The 19,321-nt window shown below is 69.0% G+C and carries 20 protein-coding genes; 5 read left to right on the plus strand and 15 right to left on the minus strand.

From position 1 onward, the window contains the following. Window positions 1-40: 40 nt before the first annotated feature. The gene (locus NNW99_RS14935; RefSeq protein WP_215119602.1) at window positions 41-691 is read left to right on the plus strand and encodes a hypothetical protein; all 651 of its coding nucleotides are present in this window, start codon (window positions 41-43) and stop codon (window positions 689-691) included. Beyond that, window positions 688-1,737 (plus strand): hypothetical protein, encoded by a 1,050-nt coding sequence (locus NNW99_RS14940; RefSeq protein WP_215119604.1) that lies wholly within the window; start codon window positions 688-690, stop codon window positions 1,735-1,737. Before NNW99_RS14935 ends, NNW99_RS14940 begins: the two co-directional genes overlap by 4 nt. 18 nt (window positions 1,738-1,755) lie before the next feature. On the opposite strand, the gene NNW99_RS14945 is transcribed toward NNW99_RS14940, so the two are convergent. After that, window positions 1,756-2,181: a hypothetical protein gene (locus tag NNW99_RS14945; protein ID WP_215119606.1), complete on the minus strand. Its 426-nt coding sequence runs from the start codon at window positions 2,179-2,181 to the stop codon at window positions 1,756-1,758. 11 nt (window positions 2,182-2,192) lie between these two features. Next, window positions 2,193-6,809 carry a DUF6531 domain-containing protein gene (locus NNW99_RS14950; RefSeq protein WP_215119609.1) on the minus strand — a complete coding sequence of 1,539 codons (4,617 nt, stop codon included), beginning with the start codon at window positions 6,807-6,809 and terminating at the stop codon, window positions 2,193-2,195. Between the two features lie 141 nt (window positions 6,810-6,950). Here NNW99_RS14950 and NNW99_RS14955 point away from each other — a divergent pair, with 141 nt between their 5' ends. After that, window positions 6,951-7,304 carry a hypothetical protein gene (locus NNW99_RS14955; RefSeq protein ID WP_215119611.1) on the plus strand — a complete coding sequence of 118 codons (354 nt, stop codon included), beginning with the start codon at window positions 6,951-6,953 and terminating at the stop codon, window positions 7,302-7,304. A 65-nt stretch (window positions 7,305-7,369) separates the two neighbouring features. On the opposite strand, the gene NNW99_RS14960 is transcribed toward NNW99_RS14955, so the two are convergent. After that, window positions 7,370-7,597: a hypothetical protein gene (locus tag NNW99_RS14960; protein ID WP_215119613.1), complete on the minus strand. Its 228-nt coding sequence runs from the start codon at window positions 7,595-7,597 to the stop codon at window positions 7,370-7,372. Between the two features lie 450 nt (window positions 7,598-8,047). Here NNW99_RS14960 and NNW99_RS14965 point away from each other — a divergent pair, with 450 nt between their 5' ends. Next, on the plus strand, window positions 8,048-9,940 hold the full coding sequence (locus tag NNW99_RS14965) for a serine/threonine-protein kinase (RefSeq protein WP_215119614.1): 1,893 nt from the start codon (window positions 8,048-8,050) through the stop codon (window positions 9,938-9,940). Between the two features lie 29 nt (window positions 9,941-9,969). Here NNW99_RS14965 and NNW99_RS14970 read toward each other — a convergent pair whose 3' ends face one another. The 11 genes from NNW99_RS14970 to NNW99_RS15020 all read right to left on the minus strand — a co-directional run bounded on the left by NNW99_RS14970 (window position 9,970) and on the right by NNW99_RS15020 (window position 17,578). Then, window positions 9,970-10,347, minus strand: coding sequence for a DUF6336 family protein (locus NNW99_RS14970; RefSeq protein WP_215119616.1), 378 nt, complete (start codon window positions 10,345-10,347; stop codon window positions 9,970-9,972). Window positions 10,348-10,468: 121 nt separating this feature from the next. Continuing rightward, window positions 10,469-10,846: a hypothetical protein gene (locus NNW99_RS14975; protein ID WP_215119617.1), complete on the minus strand. Its 378-nt coding sequence runs from the start codon at window positions 10,844-10,846 to the stop codon at window positions 10,469-10,471. 71 nt (window positions 10,847-10,917) lie between these two features. Further along, window positions 10,918-11,397, minus strand: coding sequence for a TadE/TadG family type IV pilus assembly protein (locus NNW99_RS14980; protein WP_215124288.1), 480 nt, complete (start codon window positions 11,395-11,397; stop codon window positions 10,918-10,920). Window positions 11,398-11,474: 77 nt separating this feature from the next. Continuing rightward, complete coding sequence (locus tag NNW99_RS14985) at window positions 11,475-11,918, minus strand: TadE/TadG family type IV pilus assembly protein (protein ID WP_251057804.1); 444 nt, start codon at window positions 11,916-11,918, stop codon at window positions 11,475-11,477. Next, window positions 11,919-12,299: a TadE family protein gene (locus NNW99_RS14990; RefSeq protein ID WP_215124290.1), complete on the minus strand. Its 381-nt coding sequence runs from the start codon at window positions 12,297-12,299 to the stop codon at window positions 11,919-11,921. 110 nt (window positions 12,300-12,409) lie between these two features. Continuing rightward, a complete protein-coding gene (locus NNW99_RS14995; RefSeq protein WP_086600464.1) occupies window positions 12,410-12,661 on the minus strand; it encodes a hypothetical protein in 252 nt (83 codons plus the stop codon). A 58-nt stretch (window positions 12,662-12,719) separates the two neighbouring features. Beyond that, window positions 12,720-13,643, minus strand: a complete 924-nt coding sequence (locus NNW99_RS15000) for a type II secretion system F family protein (RefSeq protein WP_215119619.1) — start codon at window positions 13,641-13,643, stop codon at window positions 12,720-12,722. Continuing rightward, entirely contained in the window at window positions 13,640-14,620 is a 981-nt protein-coding gene (locus NNW99_RS15005) for a type II secretion system F family protein (protein WP_251057805.1), read from the minus strand. The genes NNW99_RS15000 and NNW99_RS15005 overlap by 4 nt, the downstream gene beginning before the upstream one ends. A 5-nt stretch (window positions 14,621-14,625) precedes the next feature. Further along, entirely contained in the window at window positions 14,626-15,933 is a 1,308-nt protein-coding gene (locus NNW99_RS15010; RefSeq protein ID WP_215119620.1) for a CpaF family protein, read from the minus strand. After that, window positions 15,930-16,814 carry a hypothetical protein gene (locus tag NNW99_RS15015; protein WP_215119622.1) on the minus strand — a complete coding sequence of 295 codons (885 nt, stop codon included), beginning with the start codon at window positions 16,812-16,814 and terminating at the stop codon, window positions 15,930-15,932. Before NNW99_RS15015 ends, NNW99_RS15010 begins: the two co-directional genes overlap by 4 nt. A 17-nt stretch (window positions 16,815-16,831) precedes the next feature. Next, window positions 16,832-17,578: a hypothetical protein gene (locus NNW99_RS15020; protein WP_215119624.1), complete on the minus strand. Its 747-nt coding sequence runs from the start codon at window positions 17,576-17,578 to the stop codon at window positions 16,832-16,834. Between the two features lie 421 nt (window positions 17,579-17,999). Between NNW99_RS15020 and NNW99_RS15025 the strand changes: the two genes are divergently transcribed. Further along, a complete protein-coding gene (locus NNW99_RS15025) occupies window positions 18,000-18,719 on the plus strand; it encodes a hypothetical protein (protein ID WP_215119625.1) in 720 nt (239 codons plus the stop codon). A 14-nt stretch (window positions 18,720-18,733) separates the two neighbouring features. Here NNW99_RS15025 and NNW99_RS15030 read toward each other — a convergent pair whose 3' ends face one another. After that, window positions 18,734-19,165 (minus strand): SMI1/KNR4 family protein, encoded by a 432-nt coding sequence (locus NNW99_RS15030; RefSeq protein ID WP_215119627.1) that lies wholly within the window; start codon window positions 19,163-19,165, stop codon window positions 18,734-18,736. Window positions 19,166-19,321 lie beyond the last annotated feature (156 nt).

Raw genomic sequence — 19,321 nt, forward strand, 5'->3', positions numbered from 1 at the left:
TTCCCTGTCGCGTACACCGAAACCACGGGGGAGATCAACAGTGGCCCGCCGCGCACTGACCACCGCTGCCGCAGCGTTCACCACGGCGGCGGCGCTGCTTCTGACCGCCTGTGGAGGGGGCGACGACTCGTCGTCGGACGACATCAAGGGGGCGGGCAACGGCTCGAGCAGCAGCCCTTCGGCCTCCGCGTCCTCCGCGGCACCCGGCGTCAAGCGCCCGGATATCAAGCTCCCCAGCAGCTTCCAGCTGACGTTCGCGAACTGGACGAGCAGCGACCCCGTGGAGCAGGCGGTGCTCGACGACGGCAAGGAACAGCTCCGGGCGGGGTACGAGGCGATCATCGAGAACGATCCCGCCAGCAAGAACCGCGCCTTCTACGACACAAAGAACGGCTTCCTGCAGAGCCAGCAGTGGATCAGGACCTACACGGACAAGAACCTCACCGTCATCGGCAAGTTGCCCGTGTTCGACCCCAAGGTCACCCTCGCCAAGGACAAGGCGGCGGCGTCCCTCTCCTACTGCACCGACGAGAGCAAGGCCTCCACGAAGAACCGCAAGACCGGCGAGGTCAAGGGGAACCCGGCGGGCACTGACCCCGAGGTCCTCTACGTGATCTCCATGGGCAAGAACGCCCAAGGTGTGTGGCAGGCGGTGTCCGCCCACTCGGAGCGGGGTGGCTGCGCACAGTGAGGTCCTCACACGCCCGGCCCTTCACGGTCCTCTCGCTCACCGTCGCTCTCCTCGCACCCGTGCCTGCGGTCGCCCTCGGCGGCGAGGGCAGTTACGGCGGCGGAGCCAAGAACAACGAGATATCCGCTTCCGCCTCGCAGTCCCGGATCAAGGTCACGCAGACCAGCGGCCCCACCGGCGGCAAGCAGGGCACCGTCGCATCGACGGACACCAACTGGAAGCCACCGCCGTGCTGGTACGAGCCCGTCTTCACCCCCGAGCAGCTGAAGAACTTCTCGGAGAACGACGGCAGCGGTGACGCCGGTCTGCGCGACGGCTGGTACGGCTCGGAACTCTGGACCGACCACTTCAGGGACGAGAAGGACGCCGTCACCATCTTCACGAAGCCGGGCACCGTGAAGGGGTACAAGAACTACAACCTGGGCAAGGACGGCTACTTCTGGCGCGGAGTGGCTCCGGACGTGACCGGGATCGATGACACGTCGCTGTGCAGCCGCCTCATGTTCTGGCAGGACGCCGGCGAGATCCCCGACGTGCCGAACGCCCCCACGCCCGAGACACTCGCCGACTACGCCTACGACAAGGTCAAGGTCCCCGAGACCGAGGTGGAGCTGAAGCCGGCCGCCAAGTCGACGGTGAACCTCCCCACCTGGGCGTGGCTGGACAAGGGCACCTTCCAGGACGTCAAGGTCCGCGCCGAGCTCCCCGGAACGGGCCTCTGGGCGGAGACGACCGCCAAGCCCGTCGCCCTGCACCTGGAGCCGGGCACGGACGACGCCGAGGTCTACCCGGCCTCAGGCGACTGCCGGATCAACGACGACGGCTCCATCGGCACCCCGTACACCAAGGGCAACGCCGACAAGACCCCACCCTGCGGCATCCGCTACCTCCACGCCACCAACGGAACCCCCTACCAACTCTCCGCCAGCATCACCTGGCAGATCAGCTGGGAAGGCTCCGACGGCTCCCGAGGCGACCTCCCCGACGGCACCTTCGAGACCACCCAGGACATGAACGTCCAGGAGATCCAGTCGATCAACCGCTGACGGGACCAGGCAGAACCACTAGTTCACGAGGTCGTCCGAGAACGGTTCCTCATGCGTTCCCCAGTGGAATCTGTAGGTGCCCCCTGCCGCGTCGAAGGCAACGCCGAGCCCACGGTCCGGAAGGCCGAATTCCTGCCGGAGCCAGCCGTCCATGGCCAATGCCGCGACTTCCGAGCGGAAATGAGCCAGGGGAAAGTCGAACGACGTAACTCTGACGCAGAGTCCTTCCGGGTGCCGCGACGCCAGATCGGTTGCGTGCACCGCGAGGCCGAAGGAAAGCCAGGCCGCGTCCCGCCAGTTGACTCCCGGGGGTAGCGCCAAGCGCACGCTCCGGTCGATTTGCAGATGGACGTCACCGTCGGCGGGCGCGCCGCACTCCGCCGTCAGGTCGGCGGCGAGCCCGCCCAGCGGGCTGCGGAACCGGTATTTGTAGGTGCTGCTCACAGTGCCCGTTCCTAGAATTTCAAGAGGTGGAATACCGACTTGCTGAAGATGTTCTCTGACTGCCCCATTCCTGTAGGGGCCCGTACATAGTCATAGTCATGCGGAAGTCCCTCACCCCAGAGTCGGCTGTGCTTGTCCGCGAATTCGGTCGCGGCGTCCTCACCGATCTCGTGGAGGTCGATCTTCTTCATGTTCGCGAAGTCCCCCGCACTGACCCTGAACGGCATGACCTCGACCTCGGCTCCGCGACCGCGCAGTCTCTCGGCGTAGCGTTCGGCATCGGCACGCGACTCCCACGAATACACGCCTTCTCCGTAGTGTCCACGGTTCTCGGCCGTAGGCCAGGGCGTCCCGTCTCCTCGGAGGCGTGTGGCGTTCTCGGCATCCTGAACCGTGAAGAACTCATGGTAGTCGGGGGCCAGGCCCAGGCTGTCGGACCGAGTGAGCGGACTGGTGACGTAGGTGACCGGGTTCGGCGCCGGCTGCAGGCCCAGCGGATCGGGCGAGACGTATCGCGCGCTCTCGGGGTCGTAGTGCCGGAAGTAGTTGTAGTGCAGCCCGGTCTCGGGGTCGAAGTACTGGCCCGGGAAGCGAAGCGGCGTGTACGCGGTGCTGTCGGCCGCCCAAGCCGTGCTTCCCCAGACCGTGCTGCGCGTCCGCCACGCCACCTCGCCCGCCTCGTCGACGAGTTCGCGCGGTGTTCCGATGAGATCCGTGACGATGGCGAAGAAGCGCAGGTCGATGTCGTCCTGGGGGCTTCCCGTGCCCTCCGGCGCGGTGATCCGCTCCGTCTGGCACACGGGGCGGCGTCCTTGATGGTCCCAGGTGAGCGTGACCTGGTGGGGCAGCCCCTCGCCGGCGGTGGTCTGTTCGCAGAGGGTGGAGCCGTCCCAGGCGAAGTCGGTGCGCTCGGCCACCGTTTCACCGTCCGCCGCCATACGCAGCTTGGCGGTTCGGCGCCCGAGCGGGTCGTAGATGTAGCGCCACGTCGTGCCGTCGGGGGTCCGGACCGACGTCAGGCGATCCTCCGCGTCCCAGGCGTAGTGCCATGTGTCGGGCTTGCGGGAGAGGCGGGTCTTCTGGCGCACGACGACACGGCCCAGCCCGTCGTGTTCGTACCGCACCCGGCCGGCGTGCGTGATCCTCGTTCCGTCGTAGGAGCGGGGGCCGGTCGCCTCGTGGCTGGGGTGGCTGTCGGGCCAGGCGGCATGGGTCTGGTTGCCCGCCTGGTCATACGCGTACGTCTCCGACCAGTTCCGCGCGTGCACCGCGGTGACCCGGCCGACCGCGTCCAGATCGAATCGCTGCCGCCCCGCGAGCTGATCGTCGATTCCTACCAGATTGCCGTCCGCCCGGTAGAGATAGGAGCGGTGCTGAACCGATCTGCCGTCGATTCCCGTCACGGACTGGGCGGTGAGGCGCCCCAGCTCGTCGAACGTGTGCGCCAAGGTGACGGTGTCTGCGATGTGCCGGGTGGTCTCACGGCCGACGGCGTCGTAGGCGAAGTCGATGCCGCGGTCGGCGCAGACCAGCCGGGAGGCGCGGCCGGTCTCGTCATAGGTCCACGTGCTCGTCGTGCCCGCCGGGGTCGTGCGGCTGGTACGACGTCCCAGTTCGTCGTGTGTCCAGGCGACCGTGCGCCCGTTCACGGTCTCGGAGACGAGCCGGCCCAGGCGGTCCCGGTGCAGGACCACGGTGGCGTCGGGGCCCGCCGCTTCGACGAGTTCACCGACGGAGTCGTAGGCGAACGTCGTGACCCGACCGGCCGCTTCCTTGCGTGTCACGCGTCCGAGCACGTCGCGCTCGTAACTCGTCGTCTCGCCCAGAGAGTTGGTACGGGTGCACAGACGTCCGGCGGCGTCGTGTGTGTAGGTGAGGGTACGGCCGTCGAAGTCCTTCTCCGCTGTCAGGCGGCCGACGGCATCGTAGGTGTAGGTCCACGTCGAGCCCTGAGGGTCGGTGACCTCGGCCAGACGTAGCCCGGCGTCGTAGTCGAATTCGTAGCGGACGCCGTCGGGCCCGGTGCGGGCGGACAGCCGGTCGAAATGCGTGTACTCGTAGTGGGAGACGAGGCTCATCGCGTCGACATGGGTGACGCGGTTGCCCTCTCCGTCGTACTCCCAGCTCTCTGTGGAGCCGTCCGAGGCGATACGCCGGGCGAGGTGCCCCTCCACCGTCCACTCCAGACGGATCACGGCTCCGGTGGCATCGGTGACGCTGGTCGGTCTGCCGAAGGCGTCCCTCACGCACTCCGTTCTTCTGCCCGACGGATCGGTCGTCGACAGCGGCAGCCCGGCTGGATCGCACTGGACCCGTGTCACGTGGCCCAACGCATCGATGACCGAGGTCCGGCGGCCCCCGGCGTCATGGGTGAAGCGGGTAGTGCTTCCCGCGGGGTCCGTGATGGATTTCCGATTGCCGCAGTCGTCGTACGTCAGGTGATGGGTCAGCCCGTCGAAACCTGTGATGGTGACCGGCAACCCGAGCTCGTTGTAGTCCGCCCGGCTCTCGCAGCCGTCAGGACGGACGATGCTGAGTGGCTGATCGTTCTCGTTGTTCTCGATCCGTGTGGTCCGGTCGAGGGCGTCGGTCCAGGACTGCAAACGGTGGTACGTGTCGTACGTCGTTCGCGTGACCGCTCCGAGAGCGTCGATCTCGGCGACCACCTGGCACCGGTCGTTGGTGACGAACCGGGTGCGGGCGCCTTCGGCAGTCGTGAGGGTGGTGATGCGACAGTCGGGCCAAGCGGAGTCCTCGCCGTCGTATTCGAGGGTGATGGTGAGGTGGCCGGCCTCACCGCCTTCGGCCGTGCACCGGTCCTGATCGTCGTAGGCGTAGTCGTAACTGCGGTTGTTGGAGTCCGTCCAGGAGGTGACGCGCAGGCGTTCGTCGTAGGTGAACCTCAGCGACAGTCCGGAGGAGTTGACGGACTCCGTGAGATTGCCGTCGGTGTAGCGGTAGCGCTTGATGACGACGTCCGTGCCGTCCTCGGCCGCGCCTGCCAGGCTGAGGGCCGTGACGCGGCCTTCGTCGGTCTCGAGCTTGAGGTGGTACCCACCGGAGTGGCGGAGGGCGACAGGAGCACCCTGATCGTCGTAGTCGAAGGTGATCGTGTGCTGGTTGCGGTCGGTGATGGAGGCCAGAAGCGCGATGCCGTCGGTGGTCGGGCGGGAGAAGTGCCGCGCCTGACCGGTCAGCGGGTCGGTGACGCGATAACTGCCGTCGTCGAGGCGGATGAGGGGCCGACGAGGCCCTGACTCCGGCAGCACCGCTGCCTGTGGTGCGGCGGGGTGGGGGTAGGCGAGCAGCAGGCCGTCCTCGGTGACGAAGACAACGCCCTCTTCATCGACCTCGAGGCGCTGGTCGATCGTGGAGGACCAGGTGGGGCCGAACCACCAGCCGCAGCGGTAGTCAGAAGCGACACGACGGGTGAACGCCAACGGCAGCAGACCCGGCAGCTCCACATCGGCCTGTGGCAGGAACATCGTGCCCGTGGCCATGTCGACGGGGTCGCTCCCCTTGGAACGTACGACGTTCTTGAGCCGGTCGTAGGCACCCTTCGCTCCGTCCGCGATCATGCCCCGGGCGTTCTTGCCCAGGCCACGCACGGCGAGCCCCATCCCCTTCAGCCCACCTCTTAGACCCTTCATCGCGGCCATTCCGCCCTTGAGGCCCTTGGCCAGGCCGCCCAGAGTGGTGAGACCCGTCATCCCCGGTATGCAGTCCAGGGCCGCGAGCCCCACGTCCCATAGGGACGCCTGCCCCTTGGAGTATTTGTAGAGCGAGTCGGCGAGCACCACGAGCCCCGCGATCAGCACGATCGCGCCCAGGATCGGCCCGCCGATGATCATCGCCACGATCCCGACGACCGCGACAACGACCTTGCACACCGCGACGATGGTGTCCCAGTTGTCGGTGAACCAGTCGCCGACCTCCTCCCACCACGAGCGGTTCTGAATGCCCGCGTCCGAGGCCTCGTCGATCTTCGACTTCGCCTCACGGGCCGCCTCGTCGCGCATTGTGCGCGCGTCCGCGGCCATCTTCTTCGCCGCCGCGAGAGCATCCTGCGCGTCGGAGACATCCGACTGCGCCTTCGACTGGGCCGACTTGGCGTGCTGCACATCGCGGGTGGCGGCGCGGACCTTCGCCTCGTCCGGCTTGTCCGCGTCCGACTTGCTGCCGGTGGGGTCGTCCTTGTACTTGTCCGCCTCCTTACCGGCCCGCGTCACCCACGAGTCGGCCGAGGTCAGCTTCGACTGGGCCGAGGACAGGTTGTCGCGCGCCTCACGGCCCTTGACCAGCGCCTTGTCCGCCAGGGACTGGGCACGCTCCAGCTTCGGCCAGAAGTCAGAGAGCGCGTCACCGCACATCTCATAGGACTTCTTCAGCTTCTTGAGGTTCTTCGGGACATCCGCGAAGTCCTCCTTGAACACGTCCGCGGACTTGCCCGCCCACTCCAGGAGCGTGCCCTCACCCGCCATACCCTTGACCAGACGCAGCGCGTCGGAGACATCGTCGGCGAAGTCGTGCAACTGCTTCGCAAGCGAGCGCACCCTCTGCGGATCACCCGGCGTCGGGTCCTTGTCCAAGTCCAGGACATGCCAGTCCGCCGGCCTGTGCCCCGCCATACCGCAACCCCCGTCACGCGCACATCAACGTCAACAATCGTATGCACACGTGAACTTACAAGGCACAACCGTTCGACGGAAAGATCAGCTCACGGTACGGTCAGACGGGATCTGGGTGTCGGACACATTGGGGGACTGTCAATGGGCAAGGGCAAGAGCGACCTCGCGCTCCCGCTGACGGAGCTGGAGGGCTATGGGCGTCGGCTTCGTTCCCTCAAGACCCGTCTGAATCACACCAAGAAGCTCTTCGAGTCCTACAAGGACGACATCGGCGACGGCAGTGTCAATGACGCGCTCGGGGATTTCGAGTCCAACTGGGAAGACGGGCGTGAGGACATCACGCAGCAGCTCGATGCGTTGGCGAGTATGTCCGATGCCGTGGTGCGCGAGTTCAAGAAGCTTGACGACGAGCTCGCCAAGAAGGCGAACGACGCGATGAAGACCGAGGACAAGCGGGGCGGTAAAGGCGGTAAGGGGGACAGCGGGGGGAAGTAGACCGCTGCCCGAGAGACATGAAAAGGCCCCGGATCCGGAGATCCGGGGCCTTTCGCGCGCCTGCGTCAGGAAGCGACCGCGGCGTTGAGGTGCAGGTCCGCCGCGATGCCCTGGGGCGAGACGGAGAGGCCCGCGCCCCCACCGAGGCCGGCGTTGAGGCCGGCGGCCGAGGTCTCGACGTAGAGACCGGCTGCGGCACCGGCACCCGCGGCGGCACCGGCCTGGCCACCGGCGACGGCGTCCAGGTCGAGGTCGGAGATTTCGGCCGTTTCGACCTGAGGAGCGAGGTTCATGGCGCGCATTTCCCTTCGTAACAGCAATTCGCGATGGCGGAGTTCACCCTGAATCCCGCAAGCGGGACTGATGACCGGCGATCTGCGCCCATCGATCAAAGCACGCAGGGGATGAAGCGACCAGTCACCCGATGCCCGTGCACGACGACATTCGCTCCTCGAATTCATCAGTGTGCCAACGCGCTCACGAAAAGGTCGAACTCCTTCACACAACCAACAGGTCTGCCGTGCCGCCATACGGCCGTCGCGCCGCAGGCACAACGAGGCATCTGGGTGCGCGAGTTTTCCGTACGGCGCCTCGGTGAACTCTGTGCAGGTCTGCTGGATTTTCCGGAACGACCGCACTCCGGACGCCGGGCTGGGGGTCATACTCCGGCCTCGCCATCACCCGCTCTTGCCCCTTCCGTAACATGGCACAGCCCCCACAAGATCCGGAAGGACTCCTCCCCCATGGACGCACTGTCGCCCGACGACGCCCACGAGATAGCCGGTTACCGACTCAGGGCGCGGCTGGGCGAGGGCGGCATGGGCATGGTCTACCTGTCGCACACCCGGGGCGGTCAGCCGGTGGCGCTCAAGGTCGTGCGGCGGGAGTACGCGCAGGACTTGGAGTTCCGCAAGCGCTTCTCCCAGGAAGTCGCGGCCGCGCGACGGGTTCAAGGGCCGTACACCGCACCCGTCCTCGACAGCTTCACCGACGGTCCCGAGCCCTGGCTCGCGATCGGATACGTCCCCGGTCCCTCTCTCGCCTCCGCCGTGTACCAGCACGGGGCGCTGCCCCTGCGTACGGTGTTGCAGCTGACCGCCGGGATCGCCGAGGCGCTTCAGACCATCCACGCGGCCGGCGTCATTCACCGGGATCTCAAGCCTTCCAATGTGCTGCTGGCCTCGGACGGGCCGCGTGTCATCGACTTCGGCATCGCCCGTGCCGCCGACACGACCGCGCTGACCGGTACGGACGTACGGCTCGGTACGCCTGCGTACATGGCGCCCGAGCAGGCCATGGGCGGTGACGTCACGCCTGCCCTGGACGTCTTCGCGCTCGGCCTGGTCGCGTTCTTCGCGGCGACCGGCCGGCATCCGTTCGGCGAGGGGGCCTCGCACGCGCTGCTGTACCGGATCGTCTCCAACGAACCCGGTCTCGACGCCTGTCCGGATGAACTGCGGGGCGTCATCGCCGGCTGTCTGGCCAAGGATCCCGGCGCCCGGCCCACTCCTGAGCAGATCATCGAGGCGTGCCACACGCTGGCCGGCACGCAGGGGTTGATCCGGCACGAGGGCTGGTGGCTGCCCCCGGCCGTGCAGGAGCAGATCAGCCGGCAGGAGGAGACGCTTCGCCTGCACTCCTCTCCCGCGCCGGCCGCTGCCGGCCCCTCACCGGCGCCTCAGGTGCCCACCCAGCCGGGAGTGCCCCCTCAGGCCGCGTTCGCGGCCGCCGTGCCCACACGGCCCGCGCACTCTCCGGCCGACGCGTTCATGGCCGCGGCTCCCACCGCACCCGCGTACTCCCCGCAGCCGGCCGCGGCACCCGGAGCCATGGCCTCGGCCCCCGGCGCCGCGGCGTCGGCCCCCGGCGCCACGGGGGCGGCCCCCGGCGCCACGGGGGCGGACCGTCCCGCCACATCGCGTCGTACACCGCTGATCGCCGCACTCGCCGTCGTGGCGGCGCTGGCGGTGGGTGGCGGCTCCGTCGCCGCCTACCAGGTGCTGACGGACGACTCGCGGGACACCACCGCTTCCGGCGACACCCAACGCGCTACCGGCGGCGCCGACCCCGCTGCCGACGCGGCCGCCTCTCCCAGCGCGACACCCACCAGCGAGGACGGCCCGAAGTCGGAAGCCGGCTGGCAGATCAGCGCGCGGGACAAGAGCCTCGTGCTGCGGGCGCCGAAGTACACGCCCACCGCGGAGGACATCGGGTCGGGAACGATGTGCAGGCCGTCCGACGCCACGATCCTCGACATCAACGACCTGAGCGTGGAGACCGGTGCCGGCTACGTACCGTCCTCCGGCGGCTGGCTCACCTACACGGACTGCCCCGACCCCATCAAGGTGAACGGGATCCGGCTCGCCGACGACGAAGGCTCGTTCGGCACTACCACGGAGCGGCGGCCCACTCCCACCGCGTGCCGCGACTCCGCCCTCGGGGGCACGCTTCCCAACCCCATCCCCCTCAGCCAGATCAGGAACGACTCGGTTCTCAAGTCAGGCACCGGCCTCTGTGTCGTGTCCGGCGAGGGTGCCGTCACTCACCTCTGGATCACCAAGGTCAACGCGGGGGCCGATGACAACGACCGGCTTCGTACGTACGTAGCGACTGCCACTCAGTGGAAGCCCGAGTAGCAGTCGTCGTCCGGGGCGCGGCTCAACCGTCAGTCGGCCACGAGTAGGTTCAGCCCGAGAGCGGCGGCTCCGAGGACGAGGAGAAACAGCCCGGAGCGCAGGAACACCGGTCCCACGAGGGTCACCGAGGCGGCCTGGCTCGTGATGGTGTTCCAGTCCCGCAGGCGGCGGACGTCCGCCGCACTGGCCCACCAGAAGCCGGCACCGATCACAAGGAACATCGCACCGAGGAGGCCGGCCAGAGCACCGCCGACGGACAGGAGGTCTTCTCGGGCGCTGCCGTCGGTGATGCTGAAAGCCGCCACGGCGAGCGGTATCACGCTCAGCAGGCCGAAGGTCATGCCTCGCCTCGCGACCTCCGTCGGCCGCAGCCGTGGGAGCATCACGCCGTCCTGGTCCAGAGCCATGGCCAGCACCCTAGCCCGCCCGGCCCGAGCAGCCGCAACGCCCCTGGCCGCCACCACACCGAGGGTCCGCGGACTCTACGCGCCCCGCCCCGGCGGCCTCCTGGCCCGAGACTCGGTGCGATCAGGCACGCTTCACGCACGTCGCCGGGATCTGACCACCCCGGACGATGTACCAGTCCGTCCCCCACCGCCCGCAGGCGCGGTACCGCGGTTCCCCGCGGTTGAACGTCATGACGCAGCTGCGGAGTCGGTCCCCCCTGTACACGTAGTGGTGCACAGGGCTGTTCGGCCGGGCGGAGAACTCGTCCTTCCCTGGTCGGCGTACGGCCACCTTCTTGCCTGTCACCGTCAGCCAGACGCACCTGTCCTGCGGGACGGCCGGGGCGGACGGGGCGGACGGGGCGGACGGGGCTGCGAGCGCGTCGGCGGCGGGCAGTGCGGTGAGGAGCAGTGATCCCGCGAAGGCGGTCACGAGGGCGGAGTTGATCAAACGCTTCATGGCCGGACCAACGGCGGGCGACACCGGCCGCAACGGGTGCCGGCCGTGGGTTCACCCGCAGTGGTGGCCGCTCAGCCGACCTCGTTCTCCGCCACCGCCTGGCCGCGGACGATCACGTCACCGCCGTAGAACATCCCGGTGAAGACCGGGGCGTAGGTGAGCTGGACCTCGACCTGCACCTGGTCCGCGTCGGCCGCCACGCAGTGGGTCGCCGCGATGTCCGGGCCCGTCATGTCCATCTCGCGGGCGAAGGCCTTCACACGGGCATTGCAGTTCCCGAAGTTGATCGGGGCCGGGCCGCCGCCCTCGTTCTCGTAGAGGGCGTCGAGGTCGATGTCCTGGGCGGCGTAGCGCGCGGCCTGTTCGGCGATGTCCGCGGCGCGTTCGCGCTTGGAGATGGACAGTCCGCCGTCGATGACGAAGGCCGAGAGCGAGATGAAGACGAGCGCGAAGATGATGACCGCGCCGGCGCCGGAGCCCCGGTCGTCCAGCCGCTGGCGGCGGGACGACAGCCAGGCGCGGAAGGCGGTGCTCTTGAAGGCCGGGGCCAAGACCGGGTTCAAAGCCGGGTGCAACGCCGGGTGCAACGCCGCGTTCGGGTCCGTGTTCAAGGGCGTGTTCAACTCCCTCAGCCCGCCTTCCTCTTGAAGGGATCCAGCGGTGCCGTGAAGGAGCCGGACATATTGGTCTTGATGTCCAGGCCGACCATCGCCAGGCCGCGGACCTCGCAGCTCACCTCGACGGAGAACAGATCGGCGTCGGCGAAGCCCGCGCTGGTCTTGGTCACGCTCACCGGGCCCGTGCAGACGTCCGTGAGGTCGGCCTCGGCCGCCTTGCGCGCTTCCGCCATGGCGTTGCCGACGTCCCACTGGAGCGATCCGGCCCGGGCCGCGTCACGCGCGGCGCCGTCGATCGCTCCCCGTCCCTCGACCATCTGGCCGAAGGCCACCAGGACGAGGATGAAGAGGATCATCACCGGCGCGAGGATCACGACCTCGACCGTGGAGAGGCCTCGGTCGTCCCGCCGTGCCTCGACCGCGGACCAACGGTCCCGCAGGGAAGAGACCTTCACCTAGTTCCCCTCATCCCGCACGAACCGCTCCACCGGTCCCACCGACTGCGCGTGCACGGTCATGTCCAGCCCGGGGAACACCGTCGGGACCCGGGCCGTGATCTCCACGCCCACCGTGTTCTGTTCCGGCTGGACCAGCGCGACGTCGGGCGACAGCACCAGGTTGGGGCCCAGCTGCCTGATGTAGCTGTCCACCACGTCGCGCGCCTCGCCCCGCCAGGCGCCCGGCTGTTCGTCGGCCGTGGCGCGGGCCTTGCGGGCTCCGGCCTGGGCCGCGGCCTGGGCCACGTGGTCGGCGAAGAAGTACAGCGCGAACTGCACCGTGGCGAAGATCATGAAGAAGAGAACCGGGGTGAGCAGCACGAACTCGATCGCGGTCATGCCGGAGTCACCGCGGGTGGCCGCCGACTTCCGTACGGCCTCCGCTCTGCGGTGTACCCATCTGCCCACGCTCACGCGCAACCCCGTCAACCCCGTTGTCCGTACGTCGCTCAGCAGGTGCCGCTCTGGTTGGCGCCGTTGATGCAGTTCTCGACCTTCTCGGCACCACCCTCCAGCGCGCGGTTGATGATCGCGGCGACGACGCCGACGATCGCCACCACGACGGCGGAGATGATGACCCACTCGACGGCGGAGGCACCGCGGTCGAGTTCGCCGGACCGGGCACGCTCGACGCGCCCCTGCAGGAAGACGACCAGGAAGTCCACCGCCGGGATGCCCGTGTGGAAGTTGCGTCCGTTCATGGGAGGTAGTCCTCTCAATTCAGCTGGTTCTATGGGCAGTCGGTTGGGCAAGCAGCTTTCACACCTGGAACACCCGCATCGCCGCGGGGTAGATCAGGAACACCAGGAAGCCGGCGCACAGCAGCAGCTGGGCCACGAGCATCGACTGGGACTTCTCGCCCGCGCTGCCCTCGATCTCGGCGAGCTCGCGGTGCCGCATGGTCTCGGCGCGGGACGCCAGGGACTCGCGCACCTTGGCACCGTCGTCCGCGACCAGGGCCAGGGAGGCGGAGAGGTCCTTGAGCTCCTCGACGCCGATCTCCTCGCCGAGCTGGCCGAGTGCCTGCCACTGGCTCATGCCGGTGATACGGGCGTCGGACAGGGCGTTGCGGATGCGCTGGTTGGCCCAGCCGTCCGAGACCTCGGCCGCCGCCATCAGGGCCTCCGGCAGACCGCGTCCGCCGGCCAGGCTCATCGACACCAGGTCGAGGTACGCGCCGATCACGCGCCGCAGGTCGCGCCGCTTCTCGGCGGCGTCCCGCCGTACCTCGAGGTCGGGCAGGAAGAAGAAGATGGCCGCGAACAGCAGCGCCAGCCACACCGGGATGATCGGGCTCTTGCCGATGCCCAGGGTCAAGACGATGGCGAACAGGAACGGCCCGAAGAACATACCCGCCACACCCAGCAGCACCTTCGTCGCCAGGAACTTCTCCCAGCTGCGGTCCAGGACCGCCAGGTCCGCCCGGAGCGAGCGCTGCTCCCAGCCCTGCTGCATGTAGAACTCGGCGACGCGCTGGCCGACTTCGGCCCGCAGCGAGCCGAGACGGCCCGTGTCCGCCTGCGTCCGGGCGGACTCGTACGCCGAGCCGCGCGCCCGCATCGCGTCGATCCTGGCGACCTGTGAGATCGCGCTCCGCTTCGACGGCATCAGGGCGCGTACGAGGACGTAGATGCCCAGGCCGATGACCGCGCCGACGACGATCGGCATCGTCAGATCGTTCATCGCTGTACCCCCTCTTCCGGCTGGAGCGACTGCTGCCCGGGCGGGCGGGGCCGGACGAACTGGACCGAGGCCTCGTCCCGGACGAGGAAGCGCTCGGGCGTCTCGATGGTGGACAGCTTGCGCAGCCACCAGAAGCCCATGGCGAACAGGGCGCAGACGCCGGCGAGGACGACCTGGCCGAGCGGGGAGCCGTACGGCTCGACGAACTCACGGTTGAAGATCGACAGGCCGAGGACGAAGGCCACCGAGACGGCGACCACGATCTGCACCGACCGCCGTGTGGAGGCCCGCTGCGACATCACGCGCTGCCGCATGTCGACCTCCTCGCGGGCCGACTTGGCGAGGGCGCCGAGTACCTGGCGCAGGCCGGGGCCGCGCAGGCGGGCGTTGAGGATCAGGGCCGCGACGATGATGTCGGCGGAGGCGTCGTCGATCTCGTCGGCGAGTTGCTGGAGCGCCTCGGGCAGCGGGGTGCGGGCGCGCAGGCGGTCGACGAGGGCGTCGAGGTGGGGGCGCAGGACCGGGGCCGCGGCGCGGGCGGAGGCCGGGATGGCCTGTTCGAGGCCCACCGCGCCGGCGATGGTGTCGCGCAGGGACTCCGTCCAGGAGGCGAGGGCCTCCACGCGGCGCATGGCGGCCCGTTCCTCGCCGGCGCCGCCGAACAGGCGGTCCCAGAAGAAGACGAGGACGCCGGCCGCGATGCCCGCGACGGCCCAGCGGGTGAGCAGGAGGACGACGAGGCCGACGATGGCCGCGAGCGAGCCGCGCTGTCCGGCGAAGCGGATGAGTTCGCTCGCCCGCTCGGCGGCCTTCTGCTTCTCGTGGTCGGGCTTGACGGGCAGGCCGCGTACGGCGAGGAGCAGGAGCGCGATGCCGCCGCCGACGGCGACGCCACTGCCTATCGAGTACAGGACGGTGGTGGAGAACAGGCCGCCCATGGAGCCGAGCGAGCCGAGTGCCGCGAGAGTCGTGGTCATCCCTGTCACCCCCAGGTCCCGGTCGGCCGGTAGCCGTGTGCCATCAGTTCCTCCAGGCAGGCGATGGGGGCGTGCGGCACGACCCGGCCGTCGGGAGCCTCCGCGAAGACCTCGCTGGACAGGACGCGTCCGTCGACGCCGTTGACCTCGCGGACGGAGGTGACCATGCGCTGGAGGCGGCCGCCGTTGCCGTAGTTGTTGCGCCGCTGGATGAAGACGACGAAGTTCACCGCGCCCGCGATCAGCATCTGGCTGGCCTCGATGGGCAGCCGCTCGGAGGCCTGCAACGCGTAGGTGGAGATACGGTTGAAGACCTCGTGGGAGCTGTTGGCGTGGATCGTGGACAGGGAGCCGTCGTTGCCCTGCGACATCGCGTTGAGCATGGTGACGATCTCGTCGCCGAGGACCTCACCGACGATGACGCGCGAGGGGTTCATACGCAGCGAGCGTCGCACCAGCTCCGCCATCGAGATCATGCCCTGGCCCTCGGAGTTGGGCAGGCGTTCCTCGAAGGCGACGACGTTGGGGTGCAGGTCGGCGAAGGTGTCGAGGCCGAGTTCCAGGGCCCGTTCGACGGTGATGAGGCGCTCGTTCGGGGGGATCTCGTTGGCGAGGGCCCTCAGGAGCGTGGTCTTGCCGGCGTTCGTGGCGCCCGCGATCATGATGTTCTTGCGGGCGCGGACCGCACAGGCCATGAAGTGGGCGACCTCGGGCGTCACCGTGCCGTTGCCGACGAGGTCGGAGATGAACACCTTGCCCATGCGCGCACGGCGGATGGACAGGGCGGGGCGCCGGGTGACGTCCATGACGGCCGACAGTCGCGAACCGTCGGGCAGCCGGAGGTCGAGCTGCGGGTTGGCCGAGTCGAAGGGGCGGGAGGACAGACCCGAGTACGCGCCGAGCACCTGGATGAGCTCGATGAGCTCCTCGTCGGTCTCGGCGACGGGGTCGGCCGTCACCTCGCGGCCGTCGGCGTATCCGACGAAGACCTGGTCGTAGCCGTTGATGTCGATGTTCTCGACGTCGGGGTTGTCCAGCAGCGGCTGGAGCCGGCCGACGCCGAACAGCGCGGCGTGCACGGCGGCCGCGTACTGCTCCTCGGTCTCGGCGTCCAGCGGCGTACGGCCCGCGTTGATCTCGGCGCGGGCGTACTCCTCCAGTATCTGGGCTATGACGGCACGCGCGTACTGCCGCTCGTCCTCCGTGGACATCGGAGTGACGTTGTTGACCTGGTCCTGTCGGCGCTGCTCGGCGATACGGTCGCCGGCGTCCTGGCGGAACCGCTTGACCAACTGGTGGTCGACAGCGGTCATGCGCCGGCCCCCGCGTGGCCCTGCATCTGGCCCGGGTGGTGGTGCTGGGCCTGGTGGGCCTGGTTCGCCTGGGCGGAGGCGGCCCAGGCGGCGCCGTACTGCTGGTAGATGTCGGCCGCGACCTTGCGGGCCGAGCGGATCAGCAGCGACTTGTCGAGCCGGCCGCGCCTGCGGCCCGCCAGCTGGTCGGCGCCGGCCGGGTCGTCGGCGATGGTGCCGACCACGCGGGCGCCGGTCTGGGCGTGCACGAGCATGTCGTTGACCTGCGAGGCGAGCTTCGCCGCCGTGCCGGTGTCGGCGATCAGGACGACGCCGATCATGGGATTGCCGAGGCTCGCGGCGCCGCGCGATCCGCCGTGCAGCTTGCCGGCGAGGGCGGCGGCGCGGTCGCGGACCCGGGCGATGGCCTCGGGCTCGGTGCGCGAGATGAGCAGCACGAGCGAGGCGTGCGGGAACAGTTCGACGGCGGGGGTGTCCCCGCTGACGCGTCCGCAGTCGGCGATGACGTCGGCGGCGGCGTTCGGGGAGTCGGCGAGGGAGGCGAAGGCGTGGCCGAGGGTCGGCCACAGTCCGGCGAGGCCGGCCGCCTGCTCGGCGATTCCGAGCCCGACGAGCACCTCGAGGCCGCCGCTCAGGGGCTGTACGTGGTCCCAGAGCTGGTCCGGCGCGAGTCCGCGGCGCGCGGTGGCGGCGATGGACAGCATGCCGGTGTTGGGGTTGAGCGGCCCGCCGTGCGCGGCGGCACTGCGGTAGACGAGGTCACCGCCCGCCGGGTCCGCCTCGGCGAGCAGGACACGGCGCGGCCAGACCGCCGAGAGAGCGACGGCCGCGGTGGTGACGCCGGGGGAACCCTTGTCGGCGGCGAGAGCGATGAGCGCCATGGGGTGGGTGCCGCCTTCTAGTTGCCGGAGTTACCGGAGACGAGGACGAGGGCGACCTCGCTGTTGGAGGCGGCCTGGGCCAGATCGGCGGCCTTGTCGCTGTCGACGGTCAGGGTGACCGCCAGGTTGGTGCTGCTGACGATCTGGTCGGAGCCGGAGTTGGCGTCCGGTACGTAGGTGACTCGCGCCTGGTCGACGATGACGGCGTTGCCGGCCGCCGACGACGAACCGCTGTTGCTGTCGCTGTTGCCGCTGGAGCCGGAACCGGAGTCGGCGGTGACGCGGTAGGCGGCGACGGTGTCGCCCTGCTTGATGCCGCTCGGGTACTGGCCGGCCTTGAGGGACAGGCCCACGGTGGACTTGCCGGCCTCGACTCCGGCCTTCTCGCCGAACATCTCGCCGACCGCGACGGCCCCGGCGGGAATGGGGTTGATGGCCTTCAGCTTCCTGAGCTGGTCCAGCTGAGCCCACTCGACGTAGTGGATGCTCTCGTCCTGGGCGACCATGACCGACGTCGTGTTGCTCGTGCTCACCGACCCGCCGGCGGGGATCGCCTCCGTCACCTTCACGACCTCGACCCGGTCACCCGCCTGCAGCACGAGCATCGTCGCGCCCAGCGCGCCCACCAGGATGAGCAGCACCGCGAGCGCGGCCAGTGCCGGTTTGCGCTCGCGAGGTGGTGTGGGAAGGCGGTCGCCGACCGACGGCTGAGCCGGAGAGGCAGAACGGCCCGCGCCCGCCCCCGTACGCTCTTGGATCTTCACGCAACCGCTCCCCGTACACCCAAGAAGTTATCTACCAAATAGGACACTTCGCACTTCTCGGTCCGCTGAAGCGGTGCCTGAGCTGGCGGAATAGCCAGCGCCGAAGTGAGTGTCAAGCCATGGCACCGTATCAGCCGCACATAAGCCCCTCAAGACGCGTCCTACGTCCTGAACCTCACGGCACGCACCGTTATCCATCTGCAACTTCGGGCCTGGACAAACCCGTTGATGGCGGCACACCGACAGGCCGTTCACCGTGCGGCTCCCTGTGCGGCAGCGAATCCGCCCGGGAGCGACGGCTGCACCTCAACCGGCCCTTTCGCCACGCGCCGGTCATGAGGTCCACACGATTCACACACGTGAGCCGGGATTTCCCCGTGCCATGATCTTCGGTCTGCCCCCCCCCAACGAGGAGTCCTCCATGAAGCGGGCCGCGCTCGCCGCCTCCACCCTGTCCCTGATCTCCCTCGCCGCGCTCACGGCGTGCGGCGGGGACGCCGACTCGGATTCGGCGACCGGTGAGCCGAGGCCCACCGCGTCCCGGGCGAAGCAGGTGACTCCGGCCGAGCGGCTGGCGAAGCTCATGGTCACGAAGAAGGACGTGCCGGGGTTCTCCGTGAAGCCCTCCTCCAAGGAGGACGACGAGTACGCCTTCGCCCAGTCCCCGGACGACGTCACGGTCGACAAGCCGGCCTGCGCACCGCTGGTCTACGTGCTGAACCAGCTGCCCCTCGGCGAGTCCCACGGCGACCTGACCCACTCCGTCCTGGGGAGCAGCCAGTTCACGTACGTCACGCTCACGACGTACGCGCCCGGCAAGGCCGAGTCCGCCTTCGCGGGGCTGGACAAGGGCGTCGACTCGTGCGGCGGTGGCTTCACGGCGAAGGCGAAGAACACGGCCACGTACGACTCCGCCACCAGCGAGAAGCCGGTGGCCGAGGGTGGTGACGAGTCACTGGCCTTCCGCTCCACGATGACTGTCAAGGGCATCACCCACACCATGCACGCCCAGGCCGTCCGCAAGGGTGACGTCCTCGCCGTCTACTTCTCCGTCGACGGCATGGCCATCGTCCAGGACAGGCCGGGCGACGCGAAGCTCCCGGCGACGGTGGTGAAGGCCCAGAACGCGAAGCTGGGCTGAAGGGCCGGGTACCGCTACCGGTACCAGTCCTCTCCGTCGCTTCCCAGCGCCCCGCGCAGATAGCTGCCCAGGTCGGGCGCCACGAGGCCGCGTTCATCCGTCTCGTGGTCCCAGACGTGGACGCTGCCGTCGCCGAGGTCCTGGACGAAGGCGAACTGGTCTCCTCCGCCGTTGTCGCCGAAGAAGAGCAACGGGTCGAAGGGGCGGTAGAGGGAGCGGAATTCGGGTCGGGTGCGGAAGGCGAGGTTGTCGTCCAGGATGCGGCCGGCGGGCCAGACGATGTCCTCGCCGTACGGGCCCTCCATTCCGTCGGTCTCCAGGAGGAGGGAGCGGAGGGCGGTTGGCAGGGGCCGGCCCAGAGACGTCTCGACGGCATGGAGGGCGGCGTAGGACGCGGGAGGGCGCCAGGGCCCTGTCACCACGTCTCCGAGCGACTCGCGCCACATGCCCGCCCTCACCCCCTTCCGTGCCGAGCCCCGTTGAACACCATCCATCCTTCCACCGGCCGGTGTTCACCACCCCTGACCGCCCCGCCCGGGACCCCGGCAACCTGTAGCACTCGCGAAGCCCCCCGGTAGAGTGCCGCCCGGACAGCGATCGGA

The organism is Streptomyces sp. CRCS-T-1, assembly GCF_024442335.1.
GTDB classification, from domain to species: Bacteria; Actinomycetota; Actinomycetes; order Streptomycetales; family Streptomycetaceae; genus Streptomyces; species Streptomyces koelreuteriae.